19 protein-coding genes are annotated in these 26,572 nt (G+C 66.3%); 7 read left to right on the top strand and 12 right to left on the bottom strand.

Annotated features, from left to right (window positions below; genetic code table 11):
- Positions 1–131: 131 nt before the first annotated feature.
- The 3 genes from ACW18B_RS18410 to ACW18B_RS18400 all read left to right on the top strand — a co-directional run bounded on the left by ACW18B_RS18410 (position 132) and on the right by ACW18B_RS18400 (position 6,469).
- On the top strand, positions 132–3,206 hold the full coding sequence (locus ACW18B_RS18410; protein ID WP_492048452.1) for a TonB-dependent receptor: 3,075 nt from the start codon (positions 132–134) through the stop codon (positions 3,204–3,206).
- A 149-nt stretch (positions 3,207–3,355) separates the two neighbouring features.
- A complete protein-coding gene (locus ACW18B_RS18405; RefSeq protein ID WP_492048451.1) occupies positions 3,356–4,903 on the top strand; it encodes a tryptophan halogenase family protein in 1,548 nt (515 codons plus the stop codon).
- Between the two features lie 36 nt (positions 4,904–4,939).
- Positions 4,940–6,469 (top strand): tryptophan halogenase family protein, encoded by a 1,530-nt coding sequence (locus ACW18B_RS18400; protein ID WP_492048450.1) that lies wholly within the window; start codon positions 4,940–4,942, stop codon positions 6,467–6,469.
- Between the two features lie 164 nt (positions 6,470–6,633).
- On the opposite strand, the gene ACW18B_RS18395 is transcribed toward ACW18B_RS18400, so the two are convergent.
- Complete coding sequence (locus ACW18B_RS18395) at positions 6,634–9,387, bottom strand: M14 family metallopeptidase (RefSeq protein ID WP_492048449.1); 2,754 nt, start codon at positions 9,385–9,387, stop codon at positions 6,634–6,636.
- 222 nt (positions 9,388–9,609) lie between these two features.
- On the opposite strand from ACW18B_RS18395, the gene ACW18B_RS18390 reads away from it, so the two are divergent.
- Positions 9,610–10,887: a pentapeptide repeat-containing protein gene (locus ACW18B_RS18390; RefSeq protein ID WP_492048448.1), complete on the top strand. Its 1,278-nt coding sequence runs from the start codon at positions 9,610–9,612 to the stop codon at positions 10,885–10,887.
- On the opposite strand, the gene ACW18B_RS18385 is transcribed toward ACW18B_RS18390, so the two are convergent.
- Together ACW18B_RS18385 and ACW18B_RS18380 are read right to left on the bottom strand one after the other, a co-directional pair.
- A complete protein-coding gene (locus ACW18B_RS18385; protein WP_492048447.1) occupies positions 10,888–12,084 on the bottom strand; it encodes an acetyl-CoA hydrolase/transferase family protein in 1,197 nt (398 codons plus the stop codon).
- A gap of 113 nt (positions 12,085–12,197) precedes the next feature.
- Entirely contained in the window at positions 12,198–13,856 is a 1,659-nt protein-coding gene (locus ACW18B_RS18380; RefSeq protein ID WP_492048446.1) for a M10 family metallopeptidase C-terminal domain-containing protein, read from the bottom strand.
- Between the two features lie 267 nt (positions 13,857–14,123).
- On the opposite strand from ACW18B_RS18380, the gene ACW18B_RS18375 reads away from it, so the two are divergent.
- The 3 genes from ACW18B_RS18375 to ACW18B_RS18365 are packed head-to-tail and all read left to right on the top strand — an operon-like array spanning position 14,124 to position 15,218.
- Positions 14,124–14,471: a hypothetical protein gene (locus ACW18B_RS18375; RefSeq protein ID WP_492048445.1), complete on the top strand. Its 348-nt coding sequence runs from the start codon at positions 14,124–14,126 to the stop codon at positions 14,469–14,471.
- Positions 14,468–14,662, top strand: a complete 195-nt coding sequence (locus ACW18B_RS18370; protein WP_492048444.1) for a hypothetical protein — start codon at positions 14,468–14,470, stop codon at positions 14,660–14,662. Before ACW18B_RS18375 ends, ACW18B_RS18370 begins: the two co-directional genes overlap by 4 nt.
- A gap of 55 nt (positions 14,663–14,717) precedes the next feature.
- A complete protein-coding gene (locus ACW18B_RS18365; RefSeq protein ID WP_492048443.1) occupies positions 14,718–15,218 on the top strand; it encodes a hypothetical protein in 501 nt (166 codons plus the stop codon).
- Positions 15,219–15,377: 159 nt separating this feature from the next.
- Here ACW18B_RS18365 and ACW18B_RS18360 read toward each other — a convergent pair whose 3' ends face one another.
- From ACW18B_RS18360 to ACW18B_RS18320, 9 genes are all read right to left on the bottom strand, one after another.
- A complete protein-coding gene (locus ACW18B_RS18360; protein ID WP_492048442.1) occupies positions 15,378–17,606 on the bottom strand; it encodes a CHASE2 domain-containing protein in 2,229 nt (742 codons plus the stop codon).
- A 57-nt stretch (positions 17,607–17,663) separates the two neighbouring features.
- Positions 17,664–19,001: a FecR family protein gene (locus ACW18B_RS18355; RefSeq protein ID WP_492048441.1), complete on the bottom strand. Its 1,338-nt coding sequence runs from the start codon at positions 18,999–19,001 to the stop codon at positions 17,664–17,666.
- The gene (locus tag ACW18B_RS18350; RefSeq protein WP_492048440.1) at positions 18,998–19,732 is read right to left on the bottom strand and encodes a response regulator transcription factor; all 735 of its coding nucleotides are present in this window, start codon (positions 19,730–19,732) and stop codon (positions 18,998–19,000) included. The genes ACW18B_RS18355 and ACW18B_RS18350 overlap by 4 nt, the downstream gene beginning before the upstream one ends.
- A 194-nt stretch (positions 19,733–19,926) precedes the next feature.
- A complete protein-coding gene (locus tag ACW18B_RS18345; RefSeq protein ID WP_492048439.1) occupies positions 19,927–21,267 on the bottom strand; it encodes a GntP family permease in 1,341 nt (446 codons plus the stop codon).
- The gene (locus ACW18B_RS18340) at positions 21,267–23,579 is read right to left on the bottom strand and encodes a glycoside hydrolase family 3 N-terminal domain-containing protein (protein WP_492048438.1); all 2,313 of its coding nucleotides are present in this window, start codon (positions 23,577–23,579) and stop codon (positions 21,267–21,269) included. Before ACW18B_RS18340 ends, ACW18B_RS18345 begins: the two co-directional genes overlap by 1 nt.
- 185 nt (positions 23,580–23,764) lie before the next feature.
- Entirely contained in the window at positions 23,765–24,124 is a 360-nt protein-coding gene (locus ACW18B_RS18335) for a DUF6481 family protein (protein WP_492048437.1), read from the bottom strand.
- 117 nt (positions 24,125–24,241) lie between these two features.
- Positions 24,242–24,451 carry a cold-shock protein gene (locus tag ACW18B_RS18330; protein ID WP_062148160.1) on the bottom strand — a complete coding sequence of 70 codons (210 nt, stop codon included), beginning with the start codon at positions 24,449–24,451 and terminating at the stop codon, positions 24,242–24,244.
- A 398-nt stretch (positions 24,452–24,849) separates the two neighbouring features.
- Positions 24,850–25,197 carry a hypothetical protein gene (locus ACW18B_RS18325; protein ID WP_492048436.1) on the bottom strand — a complete coding sequence of 116 codons (348 nt, stop codon included), beginning with the start codon at positions 25,195–25,197 and terminating at the stop codon, positions 24,850–24,852.
- Between the two features lie 93 nt (positions 25,198–25,290).
- Positions 25,291–26,517, bottom strand: coding sequence for a PQQ-dependent sugar dehydrogenase (locus tag ACW18B_RS18320; protein ID WP_492048435.1), 1,227 nt, complete (start codon positions 26,515–26,517; stop codon positions 25,291–25,293).
- Between the last annotated feature and the right edge of the window lie 55 nt (positions 26,518–26,572).

Below are 26,572 nucleotides of genomic sequence, written 5' to 3'. Positions count from 1 at the left end.
AGTACGGACATCGCGGACAACCGGCTCGCCGGGCTTGGAGACGCTCAATCGGTTCCGGATCGCGTTGCGTAGACAGCGCGCCCGGGAACGGGGCGAACGATCAATAAAAACGTAGTTGGGGAGCTAGGAATTTGACCAATCAACATCGGAAAGCCGTGCTGACGCGCGGCCTGGCGGTGGCCTTGCTGGCCGGCGCCTCGCAGGTGGCTCTGACCACCGGCGCACTCGCGCAAGACAACACCGCCGTGGAAGAGATCGTCGTCACGGGTGTTCGCGGATCCCAGATGAAATCGGTGGACGTCAAGCGGCGCGAAGCCTCGATCGTCGACGCCATCTCGGCCGAAGACATCGGCAAGCTGCCGGACGTCACCATCGCTGACTCGTTGCAGCGCATCTCGGGCGTCCAGATCCAGCGCGACGCTGGCGAAGGCAAGACCGTCAATATCCGCGGCCTCAAGCAGGTGATCACCCTGCTCAACGGTGAGCAGTATCTGAGCGCCGGCAATATGGGCAGCGCCCAGCCCGACCTGCTGGACGTGCCCTCGCAGCTGATGAATCAGGTTCTGGTCTACAAGTCGACGGATCCGAAGAACGCGCTTTCCGGCATTTCGGGCACCATCGACCTGCGCACCCGCCGCCCGTTCATGCTGCCTGAAGGCCTGACGTTCGCCGGCGGCGCCGAGGCCCAGCGCGGCGAGCGCACCAAAGAGAACGACTATCTGGTCAACGGCGTCCTCAGCTGGCGCAATGACCGCGTAGGAATGATGGTCTCGGCCGCCAAGAGCAAGTCCAACCTGGGCAACAACTATTCGGGCACGGTAGGTCTGTCTGGAAACAACGACTGGGGCGGCGGTTTCGCCACCAGCTATATTTCGCCGCACGGCTATGAGAGCTTCAACCGGGTGGTCGAGCGCGATCGCCTGGGCGTCAACGCCGCCTTCGAGGCCGATCTGGGTGAAGGCTTCACCCTGATCGCCGAGGGCTTCTACGCCGAGCTCCAAGAGTACAACCGCGCGGTCGGCATCAACATTTCCAACCGCTGGGACGGCGGGGCCTTCGGCACCTGGAACCAGCCGACGGTCTCGTCGCCCGTGGGCATCGGCAACTGGTTGGCGGTCGACGAATACGACATCAATGCTTGGTGGGTGAATTCCTTCACCGTCAACCGCACCACGAAGTCCAAGACCAAGAACTACAACCTCGAACTGAACTACGACAACGGCGGCAACTTCACCAGCGAGGTGCGGGCCATCCGCGCCGACGGTCACCGCCTGAGCATGAACGGTCAGGCCCAGGGCGACCTGAGCAACTGGCGCTATGCCGATGGACGCTTCAACCTGTTCCGCGACGCCAACGACCGGACCCGCGGCACCTTCTATCCCAAGAGTATCTGCGACAAGTTCGGGGCCGCGCGCCGCACGAACGCCGTCGTCGGCAGCGCCGGCGGTTGCTATCTGGATCCGAACCCGCTGGGCTACGGCGCCAACCCGCAACTGCATTACAATATCGGTGGCGATCATCCCGTGTGGTCGGGCTTTGACGCGCCGCTGGCGGGCGGCCTTGGCGCCGGCAAGTCCCTCAAGGACTATATGGCCAACAAGGACAGCTACGCCATCGGGGCCTTCTCGTCGGAGGGCAATAACGAAGTCAATTCGGACATGAACGTGTTCCGTGCTGACGGTCACTATCGGTTCGACGACAAGTTCCTGGGCTTCATCACCAAGGTCGACGCCGGCGTTCGTCAGAGCGAGCGTTCGGTCGAGGTCGAGCAGTTCCACCTGTTCTCGGGCTTCTACGGCGACACGCCCGGCGCCGTGCAGGCCAACGGTTCGCCCGTTCCGGCCGGTGGCTGCGAGGCCCAGTGGAAGGCCATCGACGTCGTGATGAACCAGAACCAGTGTCAGGCCGGCGAGTTCGTAGCCGATCCGGTGACGGGCCTGCAGGTGTTCCAAGGCTATACGGTCAACGCCCCGACTGGACTGGAAACCTACAACCGCACGGTCTGGGTTGACGATCTGGGCGGCGTCACCAGCGGCATTCCCGGCTTCTGGGCCATCGACCCGCGCGACTTCGACGATGCCGAAGCTTTCCACAAAAAGGTGTTCGGCGGCGCGATCCGCGTCCAGGTGCCCGGCCAGACCTATGATGTCAGCCTGCGCGAGCAGAGCGCCTTCGGCGCGGCCAATTTCGAGCTCGGCCATCTGTCGGGTAATGCCGGCCTGCGCGTGATCGAGACCACGCTAACGGTGAAGCAGAACCTCACCGGCGACACCCGGAACTACGGCGACACCAATGCCGACGCGGGCGACAACGTCACCAAGCGCAAGTACACGGACTGGTTGCCGTCGCTGAACCTGGTCTATGACCTGACTGATAACCTCAAGTTGCGCGCCGCCTATTCGAAGACCATGCAGCCGCTGGACCTGGGCAGTTATGGCGGCGGTCTGAAGATCAACACCGCTGACTGCGGCGCGGCCCTGCCCAACGTGCGTTGCGTCACCAGCGCGGAAGCCAGCGGTAACCCGAACCTGGACCCCTGGCGGTCGCAGAACTTCGACGGCGCCGTCGAATACTATTTCGGTCGCGCCTCGATGCTGAACATCTCGGCCTTCAAGCTGAAGATCGACAGCTTCGTGACCAACGGCACGACCACGGGCCGCTACCCCGACCAGGACGGCGTGATCCGTCGCACCGTCAATGTCACCCTGCCGATCCAGGGTGACGGCGGCGAGGTCAAAGGTCTGGAACTGGGCGCCAAGCTGGCGGTCAGCGACGTCTTCGCCGATGCCGGGATCTTCTCGAACTTCGGCGTCGACACCAACTACACCTACTCGCCCAGCAAGGAATCGCGGACGGGTCTGGACGGCAAGAAGCTGACCTTCGTCGACAACTCCAAGCACCAGTTCAACCTGGTGGGTTGGTATCAGGACGACAAGCTGCAGGCGCGCGTCGCCTACAACTATCGCACTGACCGTCTGGCCGAGGTGATGAGCAACAACATCCCGATCTATCAGGCCAGTACGGGCTATGTTGATGTGAACGTCAGCTACAACGTGCGTGACAACGTCACGCTGTACGTCAACGGTTCGAACGTTACGGGCGAGATTGAGGATTACTACGCGAAATTCGCGAAGGGTAAGACCCAGTACATCAAGCAGAACGAATTCGAACCCCGCTACACCCTCGGCCTGCGGGCTCGCTGGTAAATTCTAAGCTCACCTCCTGCAGCCGCCGTGACCCCCCGCGTCACGGCGGTCTTTTTTGGAGGCGGGCCTGTCCCAGCGGGGCGCCAGGCGATAGCCTCGCGCTCAATGGGCCGAACTGAAAAGCGCCCTGGGAGGATATCCGGGAGGCCATGTTGGACCAGCCCTCGCACGACAACCGGATTGGCAGAGCCGTCATCGTCGGCGGCGGCACGGCCGGCTGGATGGCGGCCGCCAGTCTGCAGCGTCATTTCCAGGGCTCACCCCTGTCGATCACCCTGATCGAGTCTTCGGAGATCGGCACGATCGGCGTGGGCGAAGCGACCATTCCGACCATCCGCCGCTTCTACCAGTCGCTTGGCCTGTCGGACGTCGATGTGCTGCGGGGCGCCAACGCCACCTGCAAGCTGGGTATCCGATTCAACGACTGGCTAAGGCCTGGCTCGTCGTTCATCCATCCGTTCGGCCTGTTCGGCCAGGACCTGAAGGGCGTGCCTTTCCACAATTACTGGCAGCGGCTCAGGGCTGAGGGCGAGACCGCCGAGATTGGCGATTATTCACTGGGCGCATCCTTGGCCAAGGGCGGCAAGTTCACCCTGCCGTCGCGCAATCCGCCGTCCAGTCTGTCGGTGTTCGACTGGGCCCTACACCTCGACGCCAGTCTGTTCGCAGGGCTGATGCGCAAGGTCGCCGAGGAGGCCGGGGTCAAGCGGATCGACGCCCGGATCACCCAGGTCAATCTGCGCCCCGAGGACGGCTTCATCGCCTCGGTCGATCTGGACAATGGCGCGACGGTCGAGGGGGAGCTGTTCATCGACTGCTCGGGCTTTCGCGGCCTGCTGATCGAAGAGGCCCTGAAGACGGGCTATGAGGACTGGTCCCCCTGGCTGCTATGCGACCGCGCTCTGGCCGTTCAGAGCGAGAGCCTGGAAGGGCACGGGCCGCCGCCGCCGCCCTATACCGACGTCACCGCCCAGACAGCCGGGTGGCGTTGGCGCATTCCGCTGCAGACTCGCTACGGCAACGGCTATGTCTATTCCAGCCGCCACATCAGCGACGATGCGGCTTTGGCGGAACTGACGGAGGCTGTGCCCGACCGGCTGCTGCATGCGCCGCGTCAGATCCGCTTCACGCCGGGGCGCCGCGCCAAGGCCTGGAACAAGAACTGCATCGCCCTGGGTCTGGCGGCGGGGTTCCTCGAGCCGCTCGAGAGCACCAGCATCGCCCTGATCGAAACCGGCATCGAGAAGATCAAGCAGCTCTTCCCGGATCGCAGCTTCAACCCGGCGGTGATCAACGAGTTCAATGACATGTCGCGGCTGGAAATGGAGCGCGTCCGCGACTTCATCATCCTGCACTACAAGGCCAACCGGCGGGACGCCGCGCCTTTCTGGCGCGAATGCCAGGCGGTCGAGATCCCCGACACGCTCAAGCACAAGATCGAGCTGTTCCGCGAGCGCGGTCATTTCATTCGCTATCGCTGGGAGATGTTCCAACCGGCCAGCTGGCTGGCGATCTATGCCGGCTTCGAGATCCTGCCCAAGACCTGGGATCCCAGCCTCGACGGCGTGGACGTTGCGGCGCTGGGTCGGGCGCTGGGGGAAATGCGGGGGGCGGTGCGGGACGCCGTGGAGGCCGCGCCGACTCACGAAGCTTTCCTTGATCAGTATGCCCGGCCCGCGCCGATGGCGGCGCAATAACAGTCAGACCATGGGCCAGGGGAGGCCGGTTCAGCTATGACGGACACCAATCCAAATGCGATCCGCAGGGTCGTCATCGTCGGCGGCGGCAGCGCCGGCTGGATCTGCGCGGCCATGGCCAGCCACTATTTCCACAAGACCGGCGTCGCGGTGGAGCTGATCGAGTCCGAGGAGATCGGGACGATCGGCGTAGGCGAGTCGACCATTCCACCGTTCCTGCAGCTGATCCGCAGCCTGGGGATCGACGAGCAGGACTTCATCCAGAAGACCCAGGCCAGTTTCAAACTGGCCATCCGCTTCGAGAACTGGCGCGAAAAGGGCGAGGCCTATTATCACCCGTTCGGCCAGATCGGCGGCCCGATCGGCCCGCACGAGTTCTATCAGTGCTGGCTGCGCGCCAAGGCCAACGGGCATCCTTCCAGCCTGCAGGATTTCGCCCCGGCGACGGTGATGGCCGACCAGGGCAAGTTCATTCCGCCGGTCAGCGCCCAGCGGTCCCTGCTGAGCGGCGCGGCCTATGCGTTGCACATCGACGCCAAGCTGGTGGCCGCCTATCTGCGTGACTTCGCCGAGACGCGGGGCGTCACGCGGACCGAGGGCATCGTCACCGACGTGGTCACCCGGCCCGATGGTTTTGTCGAAAAGGTCATCCTGAAGGACGGGCGGGAGGTCGCTGGCGACCTCTTCATTGACTGCTCGGGTTTCCGCTCGCTGCTGGTGGGCCAGGCCCTGGGCGAGGGTTTCGTCGACTGGTCGGACCTGTTGCTGTGCGACCGCGCCGTCGCCGCCCAGACCCAGAACAGCGACGATCCGCACCCCTATACCCTGTCCCAGGCCCAGGACGCCGGCTGGCGCTGGCGTATTCCCCTGCAGCACCGGGCGGGCAATGGCTATGTCTATAGCAGCCGTCACCTGAGCGATGATCAGGCGGTGACGACGCTGCTAGGGCAGATCCAGGGCGATGTCTTGCTGGGGCCCACGATCATCCCGTTCAAGACCGGACGGCGCGAACGGTTCTGGAGCAAGAATTGCGTCGCGATCGGTCTGGCGGGCGGCTTTATCGAACCCCTGGAGTCCACCGCCCTGCACTTGATCTATCGGGGCATGGATTTCCTGCTGCGCTTCTTGCCCGACCGCGATTTCGCGCCCGCCCTGGCGACGGAATATAATCGGCGCATGACCGGCGACTACGAAGAGATCCGCGACTTCATCGTGCTGCACTACTGCGCCAGTCAGCGCGACGACACGCCGTTCTGGCGCGAGGCCCGTGCGGTGGTCTTGCCTGACAGTCTGAAGGCGCGCATCGAACTGTTCCGCGAAACGGCAACGCTGCCTGACGGGATCGACGACATGTTCCGCGCGCCCAGCTGGCAGTCGGTGATGGAGGGGATGGGCGTGCGGCCCCGGCGCTACCAGCAACTGGTCGACACCGTGCCCTATCCGGTGATCGCGCGGACCCTGGATCAATCCGCGCCGATGCTGAAGGCGCAGGTCGCCGGCCTGCCCAGCCATGGCCAATTCCTGGCCCAGAATTGTCCGGCCGCGCCGTTCAAGCGCAGCGCCTGATCGGCGCGAGACGGACGGGGACGCATGTGGCGCGCCCCCGTCCGAACCTGCGTCAGAGCGTGATAGCCGAAAGTGTACGCGGTTTCGGCGGCTATCACGCTCTAAATGTTTGATTTAGAGCCTTTTTAGACGCCTCACATGATTCCATGTGAGGCTAAAAGGCTCTAGCGCGTTGCGGCGATCGCCGGCCCGTACAGCAGGCCGTTGAACAGGAACTTGAAGGTTCCGTACGACTGGGCCCGTTGGGTGACTTCGGGACCCATGGCGAACAGCTTGCCCTTGCCCAGGTCGATATCCAGGATCGCCGTCGAGCCCTTCAGCCTGTCCTGACCCACGGCCCAGCCGCTGCGCAGCGGCGCCGCGCTGTCGAACCAGGCGACGCGCGAGATGCCCGTCGCATCGGATTTCAGGGTGAAGGTCGGGCTGCGGTCGAAGAACACGTTCACGTCCGTAGGCAGGCCATAGGCCAGGGGCTGACGCGGATCGACCTTGGCGCTGAGCACCGAGCCGGGGATGTAGAGCTCCTTGGTCGGCAGGGCTTTCAGCACGCCGTCCTGGGTGCGGGCCGTGGCCACATCGACCGGCGCGCCCAGGGCCAGGGCCAGTCGCGTGGAGGCGCCGATCGCCACCACCGATCCGCCCGCCTTGGCGAAGGCGGCGATCTGCGGGAGCGTCTTGTCGTCGGTGACCGCGCCCAGCCAGGCGCGGTACTCGGCCGGGATCTCCTCGGGCTTGGGTTGGGGATAGCTGCGGCCGGTCCGGAAGGGGCCGCCGGCCGGGGCGGGGGCGACGCCGTCGGCGAAGACCAGGACGTCGAAGTCCTTGTTCAGATCACCGGCGTCCAGGCGCTGCGGATAGACGACCTGGAAGGGAACCTCGAACTGTTCGAACATCCAGCGGTTCCAGCCCGAGGGCATCGAGCCGCCATAGACGTCGACCAGGCCGACGCGGATCGGCTTGAGCGGCAGGGCCGGGCCCGCCGGCTTGCTGGCCACCGCATAGGCGTCGATCCCCAGATCCCTGACGCTGGCGGTCAGTACGCCCTGGGCGGCCGGTGAGGCCGGAACCCAGATCGCGCCAGGTCCAAAGCTGGTCTTGCCCGCCTTGGCGCCGTCCTTCAGCCATTGGACCGTCGCGCCGGCCTTGAGCAGCCGGTTGGTCAGGGTGAAGCTGTTGTTGGTCTCGTGGCTGATCAGCCAGCCCGCCCTACCCGAACCCTTGATGGCGCCCGGCGTGGCGGTGACCCTGTCCGGCACAGGCTCGAGGGGACCATCGAAGCCGTCGAGGATGCGGTCGAACTTGATCCCCATCTGATAGGCCAGGGTATAGCCGGTGACGTCATAGGGCGCCTTGGGCGGGCCGCCCGGATACTCGGTGTCGTGCGGGTGATCCTGCGGCTCGAACATGTCCATGACATGCGGACGATAGGCCTGGGCGGTCTTCACGACATAGGAGCCGGCCGGATAGGTCTTGCCGGCCACGGTGAAGGCTTTCGTGGCTTTCTGCACCTCGACGCCGGTCTTGATCAGGGCGTTGAGGAAGGCCGCGACGGTCGGCATGTCGGCCTGATCGGCCGGCAGGATATAGCCGCGCGGGTCACGCTGTTCGGGCGCCTGCAGGATGGTCTTGTAGAGGGTCGGATCCACCGAGGCGGCGTTGGGTCCGGGATGGGTCTTGCCGGCTTCCTTCAGGGCGTCGATGCGCGTCGGCGTGATGGTCCAGCTGTCCTCGCTGCCGCGGGCGATGCTGTTGGCGCCCATCTTCCAGATGTTGAACAGCAGGCGCTCGCGGTTGCGCGAGGCATAGTCCAGCACGGCGCGGTCCAGGCTCCATTGATACTCGACCGTCTGTTTCAGATGCCAGGTCTGGGGCGGCGCCGGCATCGGCCGGTCATTGTTGGGCAGCTGGGCGTCGGGGGACAGGTTCAGAGCCATCGGGGTCGGACCGCCGGTGATCTCGGTCAGCAGGCCCACGGCGTTATGGAAATAGGCGATCGAGCGCTCCATCCCATTGTGCCAGGTGGAGTAGGGCGCGGAGCTGCGCGCGCCCGAGCCCGGCTTGTCCTCGGCCACCAGGCGGCTGTGCATCGCCATGCCCACCTCCTGCAGTGTGGTCATGACCAGCGGGTCGTAGTTGTAGTTGAACGGGTCGCGGAAGGGCGGAACGAACACCACCAGCCCGTTGGGCGCCGGCTGATGCTGGTTGTAGATGATCTGCGGGAACCACTCCCGGAACAGGACCTTGTTGACGTTGGTCGTCTCGGCCATCTGGGACATGAAGCTGTCGCGATTATTGTCGTGGCCGATGTACTTTTGATAGAGGCGCGGGATCGAGTTGAACTCGCGCTTCACGGGGTCGTCGTTGCGCATGTACCAGTCGCTGACCAGTTCCATGCCGTCGGGATTGTCCTGGCCAAACAGGATGATCACGTCATCCAGCAGCCGCATCGTTTCCGGATCGGTCTGGGTCAGCATCCGGTAGAGCACATGGATCTGGCCCTGCGAGGTCACCGTCTCGGTGGCGTGCATGCCCGCATCGATCCAGACGACGGCCTTGCCCTCGGCGGCCAGTTTTGTCGCTTCCTCCTTGCTGACGCCCTGCGCCTTGGCCAGCTTGCGGGAGATCTCTTGATAGTGGTCCAGCTTGGCCAGGTTGGCGGGCGAGGAGACGATCGCCACCCACTGGGTGCGGCCTTCTTCGGTCTTGCCGATGTCGATCAGCTTCATGCGATCGGACTGCCCGGCCAGGGTCTTCAGATAGGCCTCATAGGCGGTGTAGTCGGCCAGAAAGTAGTCGCTCCCGGGCTCCTGGGCGAAGGCCTGGGCCGGCGGAGTGATCTCGGCGAAGGCGTGCGCGGCGCCGCCAAGGGTCATCACCAGGGCCAGTGCCGCGCCGGCCAGTGCTTTGTGTTTTGTCATCAGAGAAATCGCCCAAACCAGAACAAGCGGCCGAACACAGCGCTCATAGAGATAGACGCAGCCAGAGCGTCAAACCGCAGTCCACGCAATGGGGCGAGGTCCTTTTTTCGTGAGCGCCGCAAATGCACATCGAGGCCGCGGATCATGGACCGAAAATAAAGGGTTTGGGCTTAAGCATAATCTTCCGACGAGCAGCCCCGCCTTCGCAAGGACCTCATCGACGTGGCACTGAGAGCGGCAAGCGCGCCGGAACAGATCCGTATTCACCAGCGCGACGCCGATCGGCTGGTCGCTTTGCACGAGCGATTTGTCAGGCGCCAGCCGGGCGGACGGCGGCTCGTGCTGCGGTTTGCGATCATGGAGGGTGTCGATTTTTCGTGCCGGTCGCTGACCGACGCTGACCTGACCGGGTGCACCCTGGTGGACTGTAAGTTCGATGGCGCGCATCTGGAGCGCGCCTGTCTGTTCGGCGCGGACCTCCAGCGCAGCAGCTTCGTCCGGGCCACTCTGGAGCGGGCCGACCTGCGCGGCGCGCGGTTGAGGGGCGCCAATCTCTCTCACGCCAATCTGACCGAGGCCGACCTGCGCGCCGGGCGCATCGCCATTTCGGACGAGGACACCAAGTTCGCGGTTCTGCGCCACAAGGTTTCCGCCGGTCAGTTGGACGGGGCCAATATCTCGGGCGCGGTGCTCGATCAGTCGCGCCTGGACGACGTATCGGCGGCGGCGGCGGACTTTTCGGAATGTTCGATGCGCGGGACCAAGTTGGCCGGCGCCAACCTCAAGAACGCCAATCTGCGTGGCGCAGTGATCGACAATGTCGACGTCAGCGGGGCCAATCTCGAAAGCGTCAATTTGAGCGATGCCGTGTTCACTCGGGTGGATCTGTCTCACACCCGGATGAGGGACGCGGTGATGGAGGGCTGTCTGTGTGACCCCTCGACGGCGGTCACCCAGCGCGCGGCGATCCTCTTTGCGAAGCTGGCCGCCCACCGTGAATGGGTCACGACCGGCGGGAAATCGGGCGAACCTGCCGTGCTGGACGGCGAGGATCTGCGGCCGATCGGCGACATGGCGGGCGCTTTTCTGACCGCCGTCAGCGCTCGGAACGCCTGCCTGGCGGGGATGAATCTGGGGCGGATTGCTCTGCAGGGCGCGCTGCTGGATGGCGCTGACTTGCGCGGGGTCAATTTGCGGGGCGCGGACCTGCGAGGCGCCAACCTGTGTGGCGCGAACCTGGGCCAGGCCGACTTGCGCCAAGCCTTGTTGAGCCCACTACCGTTCAAAGCCGATCGCGAGAAGGTCACCGATCTGACCGGCGCCAATCTGCGCTATGCAGATCTTCGTGACGCGGACCTGATCGGAACCGAACTGTCCGCCGCCGACCTGCACGGCGCCAGACGCACAGCGCCCGCTCCGGCGCCTGTTGCGACCCCCGATCCGACGGTTGTCGATGTCGTCGCTGAGGGCGACGATGGGGCCTTCGTTGTGGACATGTGATCAGGTCAGGCTGACGCCCTGTCGCCAGGCCTGACGCAGCGTCGCGCGATGGTCGGGCGCGGCGATCTCTATCAGGGCCATCGCCCGGGCCTCGCCCCGGAGCGACCGCAGGTCGGCCACGCCATGCTCCGTCACCACAATCCCGACCTCGCGCGCGGTCAAGGTCGCCGGAACGGTCAGTCGCGGCGTGATCCGGCTGATTGCGCCGCCCCTGGCGCAGGACCCCAGCGCGATGATCGGCAATCCGCCGATGGAACGGCGAGCGCCCTCAATGAAATCGGGCAGGCCGCCGGGGCCGGAAATGGCCTCACCATCTACCCATTCGGCGTTCACCTGACCCAGAAGATCCACCTCGATCGCCGAATTGACTGCGACGAAGTTTGACAGCGTGGCCAGGCGAGCGGGGTCATGAGTGATGATCGCGGGCGCCATCACAAGACCGGGCAGGTCGGCCGCGCCGGCATAGAAGGCGCGCGACCCCAGCAGGCTGCCGGTGGTCACGGTCTTGAAGAGCCCCTGTCGGATCAGGTCGGCGACCGGGTCGCAGATCATCCCGCTGTGCAGGGACAAGCCCTCCTTGCCCGCCAGAGCCGCCCACAGGGCGTCACCCAGTCTGCCGATACCGGCCTGGATCACGGCTCCGTTGGGGATCAGGCTGGCGACATGATCAATGATCTGCGTCTCGGTGGACCCAGGCGCGCGCACCGCATATTCGACCAGGGGCGTGTCATGCACGATGACCTCGTCGAAGACGCTGATGGATGCGGTTTGCGCGCCGATGAGCCGGGGGAGGGCGGCGTTGACCACCCCGATCTTCACCGCGCATCGCTCCAGGGCTGTAGGCGCGAAATCGTTGGTGGGGCCGAAGGAGCATAGTCCGTTCTCGTCGGGCGGCGTGACCATGAACAAGCCCGCTGCATAGCGCGCGGAGGCCACCCTTCGCGCGAAGCCATGATGGGTCACCGGCAGGCGTTCGAACCGTCCCGCCGCCTGGGCGGCGCGCCAGGCCGGCGACATGAAGGGCCCGGCCATGCGGGCGTCGGAACCCAGACCGCTCCAGTCGAACATGTTGACGCCCGGAATGAAGCCGCCCTCGAACGTCGACGACAGGAACGGCTCCAGCCTTCGCGACAGGGGCGCTGCTGCAAACGGCTCGGCCGCCGAGGCGCTGACAAAGACCCGGGTGTCTGACGACATGACGCTCACGGCTGGGGACAGGTTGCGACCGGTATAGCCCGGTCATCGGCCCGTGTGGTCCCGTCCCTTGGGGAAGGCGCGCTGACCGCCCCGGTCGAAGGGCCTGTGATCGGCTAGCCGCCGATCAGCCAGTCGCCGGTCAGGGCCGAGAGACTGACCCCGGCCAGGATGATCTGGCTGCCGCCGCCCAGGTCGATGATCGTGTGCGCACCGCTTTGATACAGGCTGTAGGCTTGGCCGACATCCAGCTGGATACGGTCGCCCTGGGCGCGGTTGAAGTCGGTGATCAAGTCCAGATCGGCGCCGGCGAAGCTGTAGAAGATATCGGCGCCGGGGCCACCGGTGATGTTGTCATCGCCGCGGTCGCCGGACAACCAGTCATCGCCCTCGTCGCCAGACAGGACGTCGCCGCCCTGGCCGCCGCGGAGGATGTCGTTGCCTGCGCCGCCATAGGCGATGTCATCGCCGAGGTTGCCGTTGACGATGTCGTTCCCGGTGTCGCCAAACAGCTGATCGTTGTCCTTGCCGCCGACGACCCAGTCTCCGCCGGCGCCGCCATAGGCGACGTCAGCGCCGGCATTGCCGTTGATCCGGTCGAAGCCTTCTCCGCCGAAGAGGACGTCGGCGCCGTCACCGCCCCAGATGAGGTCATCGCCGTTCAATCCGTTGAGGGTGTCGGACCCGGCCTCGCCCCGCAGCCAGTTGGCCAGGGCGTTGCCATTGATCGTATCGGCGCCTGAGCCGCCCACGGCGTCCTCGATATCGGCCCCCATGGCGATCGCCACATTGCCGATCAGACCGCCGACGTCGGAGAAATAGCCCTGGCGCAGGTCGATGGTCTGGCTGGTGGCGTAGCCCGAAAAGTCAAAAGTATCGGTTCCGCCGGCGTCCCAGACCGCGAAGATCACCTTGCTGGTCGACGAGGTCGCCGCGAACCAGGCGCGGTCGGCGGTCGAATTGAAGCCGTAGGTCGTGTCGCCCGTCCGCGTGGTCAGGTTCGCGCCATATTCCTGCTGCGCGGCGGAGATGTCGTCGAGTTGGGGCGTCGAGGCGTAGCGACCGCCGTAGGATGCGTCTGTCCGGACTTCGCTAAAGTAGCTCATCACCGTGTACTGGCGAGAGTCTTCGTAATAGTCCGCGTCAGCGGCATAGGTGATGTCGACGCCATCGCCGGCGTTGTAGTCGGAGGGGTGATCCAGACCGATGGCGTGGCCCAGTTCATGAACCAGAACAGAGCCGCCATAGTTGTTGGCGGTGGGCGTGACGTTGTAGCCCAGCGTGCTGTTGATCCAGATGTCGCCTGAGGGCGACGAGATCGCGGTATCGCGCGGCAGATAGGCGAAGCCCGCGCTGTCGGCGGCGCCGCTCGAATAGTTGCTGAACAGGATCGTGGCCTGGTCTGAATAGGCGGCGTCGCCTGTCTCGCCCGCGCCGACGCGAACAAAGGTGATGTTGGCGACATCCGACCAAGCGGTCAGCGCCAGTTCTGCCTGCTGGATCTGGGCGGCGTTGAATCGCGAGAACATCCCCGTGTCGCTGGGCATGGCGTCGGGTTCCGTCGCGCGGAACGCGTAGGTCACGGTGAACGGTTCGCCTAATGCCGACGACCAGCCGGGCCCAAAGCCTATGAGCGTCAGCCCGGCCTGCTCGACCGACAGGCTGGGTTTGCCGTTCACTGTCACGCCGGTCCGGCCGTCCGCGTTCAGATAGAAATGCGGATCTTCGGATCCCGCCGTGCCCCGCGCTTCGCTATCGGTGACGTCAAAAGCCATGGCGGAAACTCGTGGAAAAAGGTCCCCCGACCCGGTCGGGAATCTAGTTCGCACGCCCGATGGCCGCAATCGGCGACCCTTGCGGCCAATGGACGCGAAGGGAGAGTGAACGCCCTCGGCGGTGAAGAGGGGATTACCGACGCCCTCGGACGATCGGTCGCGGAGATGCGGTTGTATTTGTAACCTATTGTAAAAATCGACCGCCTTCTCTGGCGGCGCCGTTAGCCATGCTTTTTAACCATCTCCTAGTGCGGGGTGAGGACCATGATGAGTCAGAGAAACCTAGAGGTTCCGACAGAGCGGAGCGAGGGCGCGGGCGTTGCGATCCTCAATCCGCTGGTGCGGGAAATCACCCAGGCCTTGCTGGACCTGGGCGGCGCGGCGCACCGCGACGCGGTCGTGTCCTATGTCGCCAAGCAACGCGGCGTTTTTCGTCCATCGGCCGCCATGGCGCAGGAGTTGGAGGCGGCCTTTTCCACCTATTGCGCCGGGGCCTGCGACCCCGGTGCGTCGAGCCTGCTGCATCTGCCCTATGGCCCCTTCAGCCGACGGTGGGCCTTGACCAACCAGGCTCGCGATTTGCTGGCCGCTGAGCTGAGCTCCAGCGCAGGATGAAAGGTCTGGCGCGCCTGCAACATCAGACGACGAGCAAGGCGACGCCGCTGAGCTTTCGCCGCCTGACCTCCCGGGCGCTGGGGTTCACGATCGCGGGGCTTGCCAGTGCGATGCTGTGGGCGGTGCTTCTTTGGGGGCTGTATTGGCTCCTGGGACTTGATCTTTCCCCTTTGGCGATGATCGGCGGGTGACCGCGCGCCTTGCGGCGGCTAGTTTCATCGCAGGTCAAGGATGGGGAGTGACAGCGTGCGCAACTTGGTCATCAGCTTGGCGGCGGTCCTGCTTGTGGGCGGCTGCGCCTCCGCGCCCACCGTGGTTCATCAGGGGAACATCTCTGGCCTGCGGGGGCAGGAACTGGCGCCGCTGAGCGGTCAATCCTCGCCCTCCGACGCGGCGCTCGCCGCCGCAATCCAGGCCAACCTTCTCAAGCGTCTGGCGGCGCAGGGCGCCGATGTTTCCGGCGGCAAGCCGGCGGCCTATCTGCTGCAGGTCGGGGTCGGTGTTTCGGCGCCGGCGATCGGGGTCTCTGGCGTCGCTGGACCGTCTTTCAAGGAAACCGCCTGGCGCAGCGCTCCGACCCGTCGACATTTCTGGTCGCGCCGCGGTCCGGCTCAAACCGCGACGGCGGTGGTGCTTGAGGTTTCGACCGGCAAGCCTGTCGCCTGGGCCACGGTGCGGGGCGGTCGTTCCGACGCGGAAACCATGGCCGAAAGCCTGGCGACGGCGTTGTCGGCCGCGGACCTCTAAAGCATCGTGCGGAAAAGTGGACGCCGGTTTTCCGCAAAAACGATGCGAAAACGAAACCTAAAGCATCGTGCGGAAAAGTGGACGCCGGTTTTCCGCAAAAACGATGCGAAAACAAAAGCCTAGAGCAAGGCGCGTGAGTCCGGTTTCAGGCGCCTTGCTCTAGGTCGGGCGGTAGGCGGGCAGTCGCAAGGTGAAGGTCGCCCCGGCCCCGGGGGCGCTGGCGCACAGCACGCCGCCGCCATGCCGCGCGGCGGCCGCATCGACAAAGGCCAGGCCCAGCCCGACTCCTCCGGCGACCTCGGCGCCGGGACGGTCGAAGCGCTGAAAGGCCCGGAACGCCACGGCCGCTTCCTCGGGCGACAGGCCCGGACCTTGATCGCTGATCGACACGTCCACGAAGGCCCGGTCCTCGACCAGGGTGGCGCGAGCCGAAACCTTGATCCGAGAGTTCTCGGGACTGTACTTGACGGCGTTGCCCAGCAGATTGACCAGGGCGCGGGCCAGAACGCTGCGATCACCCAGCACCATCAGCGGCGTATCGCAGCCATCCTGGTCGATCTGGATATGGCGCTGGCGGCATTGAGGCCACAGCTCATCGACCGCTTCAATTGTCACGTCGCACAGGTCGAGCGGCTCCATGGCGACGGGCGTGACCTCGGCGCGGGCCAGTTGCACGAAGCCGTCGGCCAGGGCCAGGGTGCGGCGAGCGCAGGCGCCCAGCCGGTCCGACAGGTCCGTCGGCAGATCCGACGTCGTCGCCAGCAGGGCCAGGATCGAGGTCTGCGGTGAGCGCATGTCGTGAGTCAGCAATTGCAGCGCCTGCTCGCGCTGGCGCATGGCGGCGGTCAGGGTGGTGATGTCGGCCAGTCGCACGATCCATCCGGCGCTTTCGCCGGCTTCGTCGCGGCGGAATACGGCCTGGGCCTGATAGGCGCGGCCATCGGCCAGATGTAGATCGACCGGCCCGATCTGCTCGGCTTCCGGCGGCCAGAACTCATCGAAGGTGCGCCCCAGGGGGTGCAGTGCATTGAGCAGGCTGGCGGCGGAACTTCCGGAAAGGGGGATGTCCACGCCGCGTAGCAGGGTCTGGGCGGCGGCGTTGGCGGCGATCACCCAGCGCCGGGAGTCCAGAACCACCGTGGCGTCGGGCAGGCTGAACAGGGCGTCGGCCGCGAACCGCCGCAGGTCTTCGATCCGGTTGATCGCCGCGCCCAGGCTCAGGGCCTGACGGGCGACGAGGTCGCTTTCGAAGCCCTCGGCGGGCCGCGTCTGGGTGACTGGTAGCAGGCGGCTAAGCTCGCGACCCAACAGATCGCTGACCCGGCCCAACTGGCCCCAACCCCAAACCAGGGAAACGGTCGCCAGGCCGATGATGGCGGCCATGGGCGACAGCCATAGCTGGGCGCGCCAGAAAAAGGCGGCGCTCACCGCCAGGGCCAGGCTCGACAGGCCGACAACAAGAAGGAGGTTGGCGCGGGGCGGCAGGACCAGAAGCCCGGCCAGCAGCAGCCACAACAGACTGAGGGCAAAGGCGATCCGGCTAACCAGGCCTGCGGGGCGGACCATGGCGCCGTGCCGCAGTCCGTCCAGGATACTGGCGTGAAGCTGCACGCCCGTCATGCTGGCCGCATTGGGTGTGACCGGGGTTGGGAAGGCCGGGCCTAGCCCCGGCGCCGTCATGCCGACAAAGACGGTGCGGCCTGCGATCAACTCGGAGGGGACATCCCCGGCGAGAACGCTGGAGAAGGACACCCGGGGAAAGCGATCGGGTCCGCCGGCGAAGGGGATCAGCAGGGTGGCGTCGGCCGCCCGGGTGGCGTCGCCGGCCCCCGGAGCGCGGGTGGCGCGATGTACGACGGTCATCAGGTCGGGCGCGAGGTCCGGGCCCAGGGCCTCGAACGGCGACATCCGTCGCACGACCCCGTCGGAGTCGAACAGGACGTGGACCAAGCCCAGGCCGGCGGCGCCCTGGGCGATCTGGGCGGTCGGGCCGACCAGACGCTGTGGCCCCGCCGTGTCGCCAGGCTCGATGAATTGCGGCAGATACACCCGGCCTGAACGGGCGATGGCCTGGGCCAGGGCGTCGTCGTCTGTCGGGTCCGCAGCCGGCTGGCTGAACAGCACATCATAGACGATGGTCCTGGCGCCGGCCTGGCTCAGCCTGTCGATCATGCGGGCATGGGCGGTGCGGCGCCAGGGCCAACTGCCCATGTCGCGCAAGCTCTGCTCGTCGACCTCGACGATCAGGATCGACGGATCGACCGGCCGCGACGAGGCGCGCTGCAGGGCGTCATAGAGGATGTTGTCCAGCCGCGTCGTCAGGGGACTGGCGGTCAGGACGACGAGGGCCAGGCTGGTCAGGGTCGCCACCAGCAACCAGTTTAGCAATCGGCGTCGAGGCGCGCCTGCGGCCCGGTTGAACAGTCTTGACGGCGAATTCAAGATCTAGCGACCGATCTGCAGCGTCTGGATGGGGCCGACCTTTTCGCTGAACGTCCCGCCCTTGAAGCGCACGGCGCTGACCCGCCAGCCATAGGTTCCCGTCGGCAGGTCGGTGAGGGTCAACTGTGGCTCCGAGAGGCCGGGCTGGTCGATGATCGGCGATACGGGATCGGCGCTGGCGAACAGCTGGAAGCGATAGACGCGCACGCCGTCGCCCGCCGCGCTCCAGCGGAACAGGAAGTTGCGGTGCTTGCCCGAGACCTCGGCGCTGGGCGGCGCGCCGGGCTCCAGAACATCAAGATCGCGATCGAAGCTGTAGTCGGACGGAAAGCCCTCAAGGCCGCCGGCGTCCAGCGCGGTCAGGCGAACGAAATAGGTGCCGTTGGCGATCTCGCCGAACTCGGCGTCGGGCGTTTGACGGTCCTGCTCAGCGAAGACCTCGACGAAGCCGGCGTCTCGCGACAGGAGCAGCCGATAAACAGCCGCGCCGGTCACCGGCTCGACGGCAAAGCGTACGACCTTGTCGCTCTGGCGCTGACCGCCTTCGCCCAGCTTGGGAGCCGGCAGCAGGGCGACAGGCGCACTGACGCCCGCAGGTGTGGCGCTGACGCCGAAGCCGGCGGCGATGGGCTCTCCGGTGCTGGTCGTGGCCGAGGCCAGATCCACAGCCACGGCGCCCTTCAGCACCTCGGTCTGGGCGCGGGCGCCGCTCGGATCCTGACCGACGCGGAACTCGGTGCCGCGCACGGCCGCGATCGACACCGGCGTCCGCACCTCGAACTTGGCGCCCGGCGCGGCGTTGGGCGTGGCCGAGATCGTTCCGCGCCCCTGGTCCATCCGGAAGATCCGCTGGGGGGCGTTGTTGAGAATGGTCTGGCGCATGCGGTCGATGCGCAAATTGGTGTTCGACGGCAGGGTGACCCGCGAGTCGTCGGCCATCTCGAAGGTGGCGAAGGCGTCGGGGCCGGTGATGATCCTCTGTCCCTCGACCAGAGCCATACCTGCGACGGCGGCCGCGCGTTGGCCGCCGGTCTCCACCTGGACCGGGCCGCTGACAGAACTGAGTCGCGCATCGATCGGGGTGGTCTTCAGCAGGCTGGGGTCGATCCGCAAGGTCGAACCGATCCGCAGCGCCCTGGGACGGGTGATCTGGTTGGCGCGCTGCACCTGCCGATAGTCGCCGGGGCGGTTCAGATAGGCCGAGCCGAGGCCGATCAGGGTGTCGCCAGGCCTGACCACATACTGGACCTGAGGCTCGGGCGGTGCGGCGAGAGCGCCTGTCGCGGCGCTCAGGCACAAGGCGGCGGTCAGAAGAAACAGGTCGTGCTTTGACGCGGTCATGCTGGGGTCGCTCCGGCTTCGGCGTCCGCTTCGGGACCGCCATGAGGGTCACAGGCCTCAAGACGATAACCAAAACCATAGACCGTCGTTAGGCGAAAGCCATTGGCGGGGCGAAGCTGAAGTTTGGAGCGCAGACGGGAAACATGCGCGTCCAGGGTCCGGGTCTCCAGATCCGGTCGCTGGCCCCAGACCCGGCGCAGCAGATATTCGCGCGACAGCGGCCGGGCCAGGTTATTGAACAGGATCAAAGCCAGCTGGAATTCCTTGGGGGTCAGGGTCTCGACCTGGTCCTCCCAACTCGCCGTCTGGGCGCCGGGATCCAGGCGATAGGGGCCATGCTGTTCGACCTCCGGTGTGGTCGGGGCGCGGTAGATCCGGCGGGCCAAGGCATTGACGCGGGCGATCAGCACCGGCGGCTGCAGCGGCTTGACGATGTAGTCGTCGGCGCCGGCGTTCAGGCCTTCGACGAGATCAGCCTCGACCGACCGGCTGGTCAGCAACAGGACGGGCGGTGCGGTCGGCAGCATCTCTTCGATCCGCCGCAGGGTCTCGATGCCACTGAGGTCGGGCATGTTCCAGTCGATGATCAGCAGGTCGAAGGTCTGGCGACGCAATTCGGTCAGCAGGCGCTCGGGGTGGGTGAAGCTGGCGCAGTCATACCCTGCGGGTCCCAGCAAGCCGGCGACCAGCGCATTGTGGCTCTCGTCGTCGTCGAGAAGGGCGACTTTCATGCGCTCACTTTTGCTGGCTAAGGCGCGCGCCCTGCGTGTCACAGGGCGCGCGGCGGGCGTCCGTCTGTCCGGTGGGGGTGGATCCAGATGACCGTCCGCTCATGGGGCATACCCTTTTCACCCTGGCGTCGCGCTAGGACAGGCGGGGATTTTACAATGGTTTACAGTCCGGTCGAGCGCTGTCGCCAGATCCGTCAGAGCAGGGATGACAGGATTGCGGCCATGGCCAGAGTGGTCAGGCCGGCCAGGGTCGATCCGATGGTCCAGGCCTTGAAGGTCTGGGCCTCTGTCAGGCCCAGATACTGGCTGACCAGCCAGAAGCCGGTGTCGTTGACATGCGAAACCACCGTCGCGCCCGCGCCGATCCCGACCAGAACCAGTGCGACCTGGGCGGGGGGGAGCCCGGCGGCGGCGACCATCGGCGCGGCCAGCCCCGCCGCCGTGACCATGGCCACCGTGGCCGAACCCTGGGCGATGCGGACCAGGGCGGCGACCAGAAAGGCGAAGATCAGCGGCGTCACCTGGGCGGTGGTCATCAGGGCGGTGATGTGCCCGCCAGCGCCAGAGTCGATCAGCACCTGTTTGAAGGCTGCGCCGGCTCCGACCACCAGGGTGATCGCGCCGGCCGGTTCCAGCGCGCGGCTGGTGATCTTGAGCAGGATGGCGCGGGGGATCTTGTACTTCAGACCCAGCAGCATCCAGACGCCCACACAGGCCAGGATCAGGGCGGTGAACGGATGGCCGAAGAACAGCACCAGGTCGCGCAGGCGCCCCTCGGGCCAGCCGCGAGCCAGGGCGCCGATCATGATCAGGGTCAGGGGCGCGAGCATGGCGGTCAGGGCGACGCCAAAGCCGATCCTGGCCGTGGGGGCTGTTGCAGTGTCGGACCCGTGCGGCAGGACGAAATCTTCAGCGCTCTGGTTGCGATAAGCGACCCAGGCATAGAACGGCCCGGCGACCAGCACCGCGGGGACGCCGCAAACCAGCCCCCAAAGGGCGATCTGGCCGTAGTCGGCGTTCAGGAGCTCGGCGGCCGCGACCGGTCCGGGGTGGGGTGGCAGCAAGCCGTGCATCACCGCCAGGCCCGCCAGGACGGGTAGGGCGAACCACACGATCGGTCGCTTTGAGCGCAAGGTCAGGGCGCACAGTAGCGGCGCCAGGATGATCAGGGCGACATCAAAAAACAGCGGCACGCCGACCACGATCCCGATCACGGTCAGGGCCCAGGGCGCACGGGCCTCGCCGAACCGGGCGAGCAGGCGGTTGGCGATGGCCTCGACCCCGCCGCCGACTTCCAGCAGGGCGCCGAACATCGCGCCCAGACCCACCACAACGGCGACGAAGCCCAGGGCGTCGCCGAGGCCCTTGCGCACCGAGGCGATCACCGCGTCGGGCGGCGCGCCGAAGGCCAGGCCGGCCCCCATCGCCACGATCATCAGAGCCAGGAATGCAGGGAAGCGGGCCTTCAGCACCAGCAGCACCGCCGCCGCCACCGAGGCGACGACGATCAACAGCGAGATCGCCGGGGCGCTCATCAGGCGGTCGTCACGGCGGTGAGCAGGGCGGCGGCGGGCTGGAGGGTCGCGGCGGCGGCCGTGATGGAGAAGTCCCCGCGCAGACGGATGTCGTCCGACGAGGCCCCGACCATCACCACGATCCGTCCGGCCTCGACTCGCCAGCTTTGGCCTTCGGCCCACAGCGCGGTCTGGCTTGCGTGCAGATGGAAGGTGACGCGGCGGGTCTGGCCGGGCTTGAGGTTGAGGCGGACAAAGCCGCGCAGTTCCTTGACCGGCCGCGCCACGGAAGCGACGGGGTCGCGGATATAGAGCTGCACCACCTCGTCGGCGGTCATCTTGCCGGTGTTGGTCACCGACAGGCTGATGGCGACCGTCTCGTTCGGGCCGATCGCAGGTTTGTCGATCGACAGGTCCGCATAGGCGAAGCTGGCATAGCTGAGCCCGTGGCCGAACGGATAGAGCGGCCCGACCTCGACATCATGATAGCGGGCGGTGTCCTTGGTCAGGTCCGGATCGGCCGGGCGGCCCGACGGATTGTGAGCGTAGAAGCCGGGGCTGGTCCCGCTGTTGCGGGGCAGGCCGGCGGGCAGGCGACCGGCGGGCGAGACCTTGCCGGTCAGGATGTCGACCAGCGCCGGCCCGCTCTCGACGCCCAGGAACCAGGTTTCCAGCGCCGCGCCGGCCTTGCCCAGGATCTCGGCCACGGCGAGCGGCCGGCCGTTCATCAGCACGACGACCACGGGCTTACCGGTCGCCAGAACCGCCTGGGCCAGCTGCGACTGCACGCCCGGCAGGGTGATGTCGGAGCGGCTGCGCGACTCGGCGCTGTGGTCATAGTCCTCGCCGATGACCAGCAGCACGAGGTCGGCGGCTCGGGCTGCGACGACGGCGGCGGGGATACCCGAGGCGTCTTCGCCGCGGGGCGCGGCGCCGGGCTGATAGTCGAGGGTCGCGCCGGTCTCGCGCAGGGCGGCCAGCAGCGTCTTGACGTCGCCGACCTGGCCGCGCGCCCGCCAGGAGCCCAGCGCCGAGGAGGCGTCGTCGGCCAGGGCGCCGATCACGGCGATACGTCGACCCTTCGTCTCAAGGGGCAGCAGACCGTCGTCGTTCTTGAGCAGGACGATCGCCTTGCGCGCCGCCTCGCCGGCGACAGCGCGGTGGGCGGGGGAATTGAGCTCGGTCTTCTCGCGGGCGGCGTCGCCGAACCGGAAGGGATCGTCGAACAGGCCCAGCCTGGCCTTGGTCATCAGCACGCGGCCGACCGCCTGGTCGACATAGGGCAGCAGGCCGGGATCGGCGTCCACCGCCTCGCGCAGGTGGCCGGCATAGACGCCGCCGGCCATGTCCATGTCGACCCCGGCCTTCAGGGCCAGGGCGGCGGCCTGGGCCGGGGTTTCAGCGACGCCGTGATTGATCAGCTCGAGGATGGCGTTCCAGTCGCTGACCACCAGACCCTGATAGCCCCACTGCTCGCGCAGCAGCCCGCGCACCAGGGCCCGGTTGGCGGTGGTGGGCACGCCGGCGATGTCGTTGAAGGCGGTCATGAAACTGCCGACACCGGCCCTCGCCGAAGCGTAGAAGGGCGGTAGGCAGACCTCGTGCAGGGTGCGCTCGGAGATGTCGGCGGTGTCGTAGTCGCGTCCGCCCATCACTGCGCCATAGGCTCCAAAGTGCTTGGCGCAGGCCAGGATGGCGTCCTTGCCGGCCAGGTTCTCGGTCTGCAGACCCAGGATCTGGGCCTCGGCCATGCGTGAGCCCAGATAGGGATCTTCGCCGGCCCCCTCGACAATGCGGCCCCAGCGCGGGTCACGGGCGATGTCGACCATCGGGGTGAAGGTCCAGTGCAGGCCGCTGATCGCGGTCTCGATCGCCGCCACGCGCGAACAGGCGCGGTTGATCTCAGGATCGAAGGTCGCGGCCATGGCCAGGGGCACGGGGAAGATGGTGCGAAAGCCGTGGATCACGTCGATGCCGAACAGCAGCGGGATCTTCAGGCGGGATTCCTCCACCGCCACGCGCTGCAGTTCGCGCAGGAAGTCGGCGCCGGCCACGTGCAGGTACGAGCCGATGCCGCCCTTGCGCACCAGATCCAGCTGGGCCGCGTCGATCTTGGAGTTCAGCGCCTTCTGGCGGCCGCCAGGGGCCTGGTTCAGCTGGCCGATCTTCTCGTTCAGGGTCATCTGGCCGATGAGGTTCTGGACCAGCGCCTGATGGCGGGCCGAAACGCCGGAGGTCCTCGCGAGTGCGGCAGGCGCCGCGCCGGCGAAGGCGAGGGCGGTCGCGCCGGCCAACAGGGCGCGGCGGCTTGGTCCTTGGGCCTTGGCGGACATTCCTGGGTCTCCCATACCGGCCCCTGCGCGCATAGGCGGGGCTCTATAGATTGGCGCAGCCCAGGCCGTGAGGCGGGCTGCCCAGACACAGTACAGAAGTTCGCAGCCCTGACAACGCTGTCAGGCAACGACGCAAAAAAGGCCGGTCTGACCCGGCCTTCGTCGTGTTTGCAGAAAAGCGAAGGCTAGTTGCGCGCCTTGCGGGCGGCGTACTTGCTGTCGCGCTTGGCCTTGGCCTCGGCGGCGGACAGGGCCTTGCGTTCCTTGGTGGCGCCGCGCTTCTGGCTGAGCAGTTCGGCGGCGCTGTCGGCGATGGCCTGTTCAGCGGCGGCGATCTTGTCGGCTACGATCTGGCGGGCTGCGGCGCGTTCTTCGGCGCGGTCGGCGCGAACCTGCTGGAGTTCTGCGGCCTTGACGGCTTCGCGGCTCTCGAAGTTCGGGTCGACGACGGCCGGCTTGGGCTTGAATTTCTCAAGCAGCGCCTTCTTGGCGTCGGCGGCGGTCTGAAGTCGGGTGGAGAAGTTGGTGCGAAGTGTCTCGTTCATAGGGCCTCGAAAATGAAGGGGGATAACCCCGCGTGTCATTCGAGGTCGATAGTCCGCAAGCCAGGCTGGCGCGCGGGGCGAGCGGCTTTCGCCACCCGCCCCGCGCGCCGAAGTGGCTTAGGCAGCTTGGAGCTGGCCGGCCGACATCTTGCCGCTGCGCTGGTCGCGCTCGAGTTCGTAGGAAAGCTTTTGGCCTTCGTTCAGCGAACCCAGGGTCGAACGCTCGACCGCCGAGATGTGCACGAACACGTCCGCGCCGCCGTCGTCAGGTTGAATGAAGCCAAAGCCCTTGGTGGAGTTGAACCACTTCACGGTACCGGTCGTCATGATGGTCACCTTTCAGGTGAAAAGGGACGCGCGGCTCAAGAGTAAGCCGCGTGATCAAATTTTCGGAAAGGATCGCGATGGGCTCGAAGCTCGATCCGGGGAGCAAGCGTTGGAGAGCAATCGAACCAAATCGATATTCAATGGAGACATCTTACGCGTAAAATTAGATCGACGCAACTCTCGTGGCGAGAGACGTGCGGCAGCCCATAATTCTGATCGATTTCAGATATCCGGGGACGGAAATGCAGGAAAACAGCTCGGAAAATCTGTCTCGATCTTCGCCGCTAGGCGTGAAGTTTTCGACTGTTGGCCATGAAATTTCGGAAAATCTGCTGCAGGTCGAGTCGTATTTGTCCCGAGAGTGGCCCCCGAGCCCCGCGAAACCGCCGCCTCGGCGATCAGGCGCGGGCCAGCTTGGCCAGGGCTTGGGCGCGCATGGCCTTGGCCTGTTCCGGAGCGACCTGCTCGAACAGGACGGCCAGATGCTGGTCCTTGGCGTGGGCGTTGTGCAGGTCCCAGGCCAGTGAAAGCGGCAGGCGCAGGCGCGACCCGCCGTCCAGTCGCACCACCAGCACCCGCCAGCTGAACCCGTCTCCAGCGTCGCCCAAGGGATCCTTGAACTCCAGCGGGGCGGGATCGCGCAGCAGAAAGTCGCGCTCGATGTGGGCGTCAAACCAAGCCTTGTCGGCCTGGGCTGTGATGTCAGCGTGCGGGGCGACCCGCTTGCCGGAAAGATTGCGGGCCATGTTCGGGGTTCCTCGCCAAGGCGCGCGGTCTAGCACCTTGATCGGATCTTGCCATCTGCCGCCGCGAGGGTCGCCGCCGCAGACTGTGAAGGCTCAGGGTTTTGGCGTCACCCGCAGCAGTTTGCCGTCGTCCGCATCGGTCAGCAGATAGACGGCGCCGTCCGGCCCGACGCGGACGTCGCGGATGCGCTGATCCAGCTCGGTGAACAGGCGCTCTTCGCCGACCACCTTGTCGCCGTCCAGGGTCAGGCGCGTGACGTGGCCCCGCAGTCCGCCGACCAGAAGGCTGCCCTTCCAGGCCGGGAACAGGTCGGCGTCGTAAAACGCCAGGCCCGAAGGCGCGATCACCGGATCCCAGTAATAGACTGGCTGTTCCATCCCGGCCTTGGCGGTGAGGCCTTGGCCGACCGGCTGACCGGAATATTCCTCGCCATAGGTGATGGTTGGCCAGCCATAGTCCTTGCCGGCCTCGGGATGGTTCAGTTCGTCACCGCCCTTGGGCCCATGCTCGACGGTCCACAGTCGCCCGGTGCGCGGATCGATCGCCGCGCCCTGCAGGTTGCGGTGGCCGAGGGACCAGATCTCCGGCTTGGCGCCCGCCTGGCCGACAAAGGGGTTGTCGGCCGGGATCGCGCCATCGGGGGCGATGCGGATCACCTTGCCAAGAGTTCCGTCCAGGCGCTGGGCCTGCATACGGCCTTCGACGATCGAGCGCTCGCCGGTGGTGATGAACAGATTGCCGTCCTTGGCGAAGGCCAGGCGGCTGCCAAAGTGCAGCGCGGATCTCAGCCTGGGCGTCTGGCTCCAGATGACCTGGACGTCTTCGAGGCGTGGCGCGGCGCCTGTCACCAGCTTGCCGCGCGCCGCCGCCGTACCATTGCCGCCGTCTCCGGCCTGGGCGTAGGTCCAGTAGATCAGGCCGTTGGCCGCGAAGTCAGGGTCGGCGGCGACATCGAGCAGACCGCCCTGTCCTCTGGCGTCGACCGCCGGCAGGCCCGCGACGGGGGGCGACAGTCGTCCATCGGCGCTGAGCAATCGCAGACGTCCTGACCGTTCTGTGATCAGCTTGGATCCGTCCGGCAGGAAGGCCAGGCCCCAGGGATGGTCCAGACCGATGGCGATGGCCTCGACGCTGTAGGCGACGCCCAGCGCCTGTCCGGGCGCGCGGGTCTGACCGGCGAAGGCGGGCTTTTGATCGGGAGCGTTCGCGGCCTGGGTTTCGACCGGCGCGCCGGCTTCGCTTTGCACGGCCATCGCATCCGGAGCGGGGCCGCAGGCGAACAGAGTCAGGGCGATGAGCGGGACGAGGCGAGTATGCATGATCGAAACCTTAGACCAGCCTCTGGTCTGGGCAATGCCGTTCTTTGCTCTCGCT

Source organism: Caulobacter sp. FV2ps19, from assembly GCF_058681035.1.
The sequence above is the reverse complement of the archived record's forward strand: the minus strand, read 5'-3'. Positions and strand labels throughout refer to the sequence as shown.